This is a genomic window from Sulfitobacter sp. CW3 (assembly GCF_019392245.1).
In the GTDB taxonomy this organism is placed as follows: Bacteria; Pseudomonadota; Alphaproteobacteria; order Rhodobacterales; family Rhodobacteraceae; genus Sulfitobacter.
Genome location: NZ_JAHXRL010000018.1, coordinates 1 through 5,950 on the forward strand (window position 1 = coordinate 1; position 5,950 = coordinate 5,950).

General features: G+C 51.4%; 2 tRNA genes and 3 rRNA genes. All 5 read right to left on the reverse strand.

Annotated features, from left to right (window positions below):
• Positions 1-111: 111 nt before the first annotated feature.
• The 5 genes from rrf to KZZ06_RS20015 all read right to left on the reverse strand — a co-directional run bounded on the left by rrf (position 112) and on the right by KZZ06_RS20015 (position 5,500).
• Positions 112-226, reverse strand: a 5S ribosomal RNA gene (rrf, locus tag KZZ06_RS19995).
• 90 nt (positions 227-316) lie between these two features.
• Positions 317-3,147: ribosomal RNA gene (locus KZZ06_RS20000) — 23S ribosomal RNA — on the reverse strand.
• A 559-nt stretch (positions 3,148-3,706) separates the two neighbouring features.
• A tRNA-Ala gene (locus tag KZZ06_RS20005) sits at positions 3,707-3,782 on the reverse strand.
• Positions 3,783-3,801: 19 nt separating this feature from the next.
• A tRNA-Ile gene (locus KZZ06_RS20010) sits at positions 3,802-3,878 on the reverse strand.
• A 155-nt stretch (positions 3,879-4,033) separates the two neighbouring features.
• A 16S ribosomal RNA gene (locus KZZ06_RS20015) occupies positions 4,034-5,500 on the reverse strand.
• Together the 16S, 23S and 5S rRNA genes with 2 tRNA genes alongside form the textbook arrangement of a ribosomal RNA operon.
• Positions 5,501-5,950 lie beyond the last annotated feature (450 nt).

The following is a 5,950-nucleotide window of genomic DNA, read 5'->3' on the forward strand; positions in this document are numbered from 1 at the left end:
GCATGCCCCGCCCCTTTCAAACGCAACAACGCCCGCGTCGGAGTTAACCGAAGCGGGCGTTGCTGTATTATAGTTATCGTAAGAGAGATAATCATTTATTGAACTTATTAGGTTTGGCGGTGACCTACTCTCCCACGTCTTAAGACGCAGTACCATTGGCGCAGTAGCACTTAACTGCCGAGTTCGGGATGGGATCGGGTGTTTTGCTTACGCTATGACCACCAAACCGAATAAATTCAATAAATGTCCAAGTCAGTACAGTTATGTATGTGTGTATGCTTTTGAATGATTAGTAAAAGTCTTGCTTCTACTGGATCAAATCAAGCCTATCGAGCCATTAGTACCAGTCAACTGAACGTATTACTACGCTTACATCTCTGGCCTATCGACGAGGTGGTCTACCTCGGCTCTCAGGGATACCTTGTTTTGAGGGGGGCTTCCCGCTTAGATGCCTTCAGCGGTTATCCTGTCCGATCATAGCTACCCAGCACTGCTATTGGCATAACAACTGGTCCACCAGTGGATCGTTCACCCCGGTCCTCTCGTACTAGGGGCAACTCCTCTCAAGTATCCTACACCCACGGAAGATAGGGACCGAACTGTCTCACGACGTTCTAAACCCAGCTCACGTACCTCTTTAAACGGCGAACAGCCGTACCCTTGGGACCTGCTCCAGCCCCAGGATGAGATGAGCCGACATCGAGGTGCCAAACACTGCCGTCGATATGGACTCTTGGGCAGTATCAGCCTGTTATCCCCGGCGTACCTTTTATCCGTTGAGCGATGGCCCTCCCACTTGGGACCACCGGATCACTATGGCCGTCTTTCGACTCTGCTCGACTTGTCAGTCTCGCAGTCAGGCTGGCTTCTGCCATTGCACTCAACGAGCGATTTCCGACCGCTCTGAGCCAACCTTCGCGCGCCTCCGTTACGATTTAGGAGGCGACCGCCCCAGTCAAACTACCCACCACACAGGGTCCCGGATCCGGATAACGGACCGCGGTTAGACATCAAGCAGAACAAGGGTGGTATCTCAAGGGAGGCTCCACGCAAACTGGCGTTCACGCTTCAAAGCCCACCACCTATCCTGCACATGTTCGGCCTAATGCCAGTGTGAAGTTGTAGTAAAGGTGCACGGGGTCTTTCCGTCTAACCGCGGGTAACCGGCATCTTGACCGGTAATTCAATTTCGCTGAGTCTATGTTGGAGACAGCGGGGAAGTCGTTACGCCATTCGTGCAGGTCGGAACTTACCCGACAAGGAATTTCGCTACCTTAGGACCGTTATAGTTACGGCCGCCGTTTACCTGGGCTTCAATTCAGAGCTCTCACCCCTCCTTTTAACCTTCAGGCACCGGGCAGGCGTCAGACCCTATACGTCGTCTTACGACTTCGCAGAGCCCTGTGTTTTTAATAAACAGTCGCCACCCCCTGGTTTGTGCCCCCAGCCTCTAGTTGCCTAGAAACCGGGCCTCCTTCTCGCGAACTTACGGAGGTATTTTGCCGAGTTCCTTCAACATAGTTCTCTCAAGCGCCTTGGTATTCTCTACCTATCCACCTGTGTCGGTTTAGGGTACGATCTAGCGATGGAGCTATTTCCAGGGACCTCTAAGCAGCCCATTCAATCCGATAAGGATGAACTACCCTCGAGATCCGTCACTTCCATCTGGCCCAGGAATATTAACCTGGTTCCCATCGACTACGCCTTTCGGCCTCGCCTTAGGGGTCGGCTTACCCTGCTCAGATTAGCTTTAAGCAGGAACCCTTGGATTTTCGGCGAGAGTGTCTCTCACACTCTTTGTCGCTACTCATGTCATCATTCTCACTAGTGATCTCTCCACGGGATCCCTCACAGGCCCGCTTCACAGAAAACTCCGCGTCTCCAATCCCACCGAAGTGGTTAAGGAGACATGGAATTATGTCACACTACGCTCTGCTACCATGCAATAAATGCATCCTAAGCTTCGGCTCATGGCTTGAGCCCCGTTACATCTTCGCCGCAAGACAACTTATTTAGACCAGTGAGCTGTTACGCTATCTTTAAAGGATGGCTGCTTCTAAGCCAACCTCCTGGTTGTTTTGGTCGTCTCACCTGCTTTCCCACTTAGCCATGAATTAGGGGCCTTAGCTGTAGGTCAGGGTTGTTTCCCTCTTCACGACGGACGTTAGCATTCGCCGTGTGTCTGCCATCTAGTACTCCTCGGTATTCGGAGTTTGGTTAGGATCAGTAAGCCTGTGGGGCCCCATTACCCATCCAGTGCTCTACCCCCGAGGGTATTCGGATGACGCTCTACCTAAATAGATTTCGCAGAGAACCAGCTATCTCCGAGTTTGATTGGCCTTTCACCCCTAGGCACAGCTCATCCCGATCCTTTTCAACGGATGTGGGTTCGGTCCTCCAGTAAGTGTTACCTTACCTTCAACCTGGCCATGCCTAGATCACTCGGTTTCGGGTCTGATCCCACAAACTCAACGCCCTATTAAGACTCGCTTTCGCTGCGCCTACACCTAACGGCTTAAGCTTGCTTGTGAGACCAAGTCGATGACCCATTATACAAAAGGTACGCTGTCAGGGCGTAAAGCCCCTCCAACTGATTGTAGGCGTTCGGTTTCAGGTACTGTTTCACTCCCCTCGTCGGGGTGCTTTTCACCTTTCCCTCACGGTACTGGTTCACTATCGGTCAGTAAGGAGTACTTAGCCTTCGAAGGTGGTCCTCCGATCTTCAGACAGAATTTCACGTGTTCCGCCCTACTTAATACGTCCTCTCATGCTTCTTATACGGGACTATCACCCACTTTGGTTGCGCATTCCAACGCATTCTAACCACAATTGAGGCTCGGCTGGTCCCCGTTCGCTCGCCGCTACTAGGGGAGTATCAATTGATTTCCTTTCCTCCGGGTACTTAGATGTTTCAGTTCCCCGGGTTTGCTTTTATAAACCTATGTATTCAGTCTATAAATACCTGGTTTACCTCATTATTAGCTACCCCGAAGGGTAATAATAACAAAGTATCAGGTGGGTTGCCCCATTCAGAAATTCATGGATCAAAGCTTATTCTCAGCTCCCCATGACTTATCGCAGAGTATCACGTCTTTCATCGCCTCTTACTGCCAAGGCATTCACCAAACGCCCTTTTCGCGCTTGATTTGATCCAGAAAAAGCAAGACTACCCATGATGCCCTACCGCTTCGCTACTTGAGGGCTATTTACACCATCAATTAACGTCGCTGCATAAGGCAGGCAATCTGCGCGGAAGACAGAAGCTGGTAAGAAACTGTCTTTCCTTATTCCAGATCAAAAGCATACTTTTTTACCCGCCCAACCACTATAGGTTGGACAGCGAGACATGCATCTAGCCTACCTTCCGTGCAGGAAGTAGGCGTCATGTCTCTGGTTAGTGTACTTGACTTGGACAACACGTTCGTTTCAATCGCGATACGCCTAAAAGACCGAGGAAACAGTCCGTTAAACGCCGGCTTCCGAAGAAGCAGCAACTGAGTTCACTACCTTACTCGGTGCGAACAAACAGTGTTGTTAATTTATCTCTCTTTACGATGTCAATCAGGTGCATTCCAAAGGAATGTCACCAATGCGATCAGCGTATTGCAAAGCAATGCGCGGTCGCACCGTCCGATTGGACGGGCAAACAGTCGAAACTGCTTGCCGGTCTAATCACTGTATTTCATACGTCACTGCGTGAAGTATTTGGTGGAGCCTAGGAGGATCGAACTCCTGACCTCCTGAATGCAAATCAGGCGCTCTCCCAGCTGAGCTAAGGCCCCATCATTCCCCGAGGGGATATGGTGGGTCGAGGAGGACTTGAACCTCCGACCTCACGCTTATCAGGCGTGCGCTCTAACCACCTGAGCTACCGACCCATACGAGCGGTAGCTCGTGTTCTTGTTCTGAAGAGATATGAGGACGGCTCGGTCCGAAAGGTCATCTTGCGATGCCTTGATGTGGACAGCTTTGTTTGCTGTCCTGCTAAGTGTTTCACGAGATGAGCAAGCTCATTTACTAGAAACATCCTTAGAAAGGAGGTGATCCAGCCGCAGGTTCCCCTACGGCTACCTTGTTACGACTTCACCCCAGTCGCTGATCCTACCGTGGCCGCCTGCCTCCCCGAAGGGTTAGCGCAGCGTCGTCGGGTAGAACCAACTCCCATGGTGTGACGGGCGGTGTGTACAAGGCCCGGGAACGTATTCACCGCGTCATGCTGTTACGCGATTACTAGCGATTCCGACTTCATGGGGTCGAGTTGCAGACCCCAATCCGAACTGAGACAGCTTTTTGGGATTAACCCATTGTCACTGCCATTGTAGCACGTGTGTAGCCCAACCCGTAAGGGCCATGAGGACTTGACGTCATCCACACCTTCCTCCCGCTTATCACGGGCAGTTTCCCTAGAGTGCCCAGCTTAACCTGCTGGCAACTAAGGATGTGGGTTGCGCTCGTTGCCGGACTTAACCGAACATCTCACGACACGAGCTGACGACAGCCATGCAGCACCTGTCACTGCGTCACCGAAGTGAACGCTCGATCTCTCGAGTTAGCACAGGATGTCAAGGGTTGGTAAGGTTCTGCGCGTTGCTTCGAATTAAACCACATGCTCCACCGCTTGTGCGGGCCCCCGTCAATTCCTTTGAGTTTTAATCTTGCGACCGTACTCCCCAGGCGGAATGCTTAATCCGTTAGGTGTGTCACCGAACAGTATACTGCCCGACGACTGGCATTCATCGTTTACGGTGTGGACTACCAGGGTATCTAATCCTGTTTGCTCCCCACACTTTCGTACCTCAGCGTCAGTATCGAGCCAGTGAGCCGCCTTCGCCACTGGTGTTCCTCCAAATATCTACGAATTTCACCTCTACACTTGGAATTCCACTCACCTCTCTCGAACTCAAGACCAGGAGTTTAGGAGGCAGTTCCAGGGTTGAGCCCTGGGATTTCACCCCCTACTTTCTGATCCGCCTACGTACGCTTTACGCCCAGTAATTCCGAACAACGCTAACCCCCTCCGTATTACCGCGGCTGCTGGCACGGAGTTAGCCGGGGTTTCTTTACCAGGTACTGTCATTATCATCCCTGGCGAAAGTGCTTTACGATCCTAAGACCTTCATCACACACGCGGCATGGCTAGATCAGGCTTGCGCCCATTGTCTAAGATTCCCCACTGCTGCCTCCCGTAGGAGTCTGGGCCGTGTCTCAGTCCCAGTGTTGCTGATCATCCTCTAAAACCAGCTATAGATCGTAGACTTGGTAGGCCATTACCCCACCAACTATCTAATCTAACGCGGGCCAATCCTTTCCCGATAAATCTTTCCCCCGAAGGGCTTATACGGTATTACTCTCAGTTTCCCGAGGCTATTCCGTAGAAAAGGGTATGTTCCCACGCGTTACTAACCCGTCCGCCGCTCGGTCCCGAAGGACTGCGCTCGACTTGCATGTGTTAGGCCTGCCGCCAGCGTTCGTTCTGAGCCAGGATCAAACTCTCAAGTTGAAAAGTTATTACTAACTTATCCTTGACGTCGAACCTCTGCACATCGTCCTGCATCACTTACTGAATGATACAGGCGTTTTTCTCCGTTTGATGTACTAAAGATTACCAAAGTAATCGAAAGTCCGTCAAACAGTGAAGCTGACACTCCATCATCGAACCGAAGTCCTAGGAGCGCGATATGTAGAGGTTGATCCATCGAATGAACCAAACCGCCCACATATCTCTTCAGATATTAGCAATTTCAAAGAGCGTTGAGACAAAAGAAACCAAGATGCGCCGTAACTTTCAGCGCGCCCCGCCTCTAAACCTCAGAATTTCTCCGCTACGTTGACTTCCTTCGCCTCTCAGCTCCGTCCGTCCCGTCTAGCGCCCCGTGTCTGCTTGTCTGCGTCTCCGGTAAGGGGGGTTCTAAGGTTTGTTCCAAATACCCGCAACCCCTTTTTTCGGTTT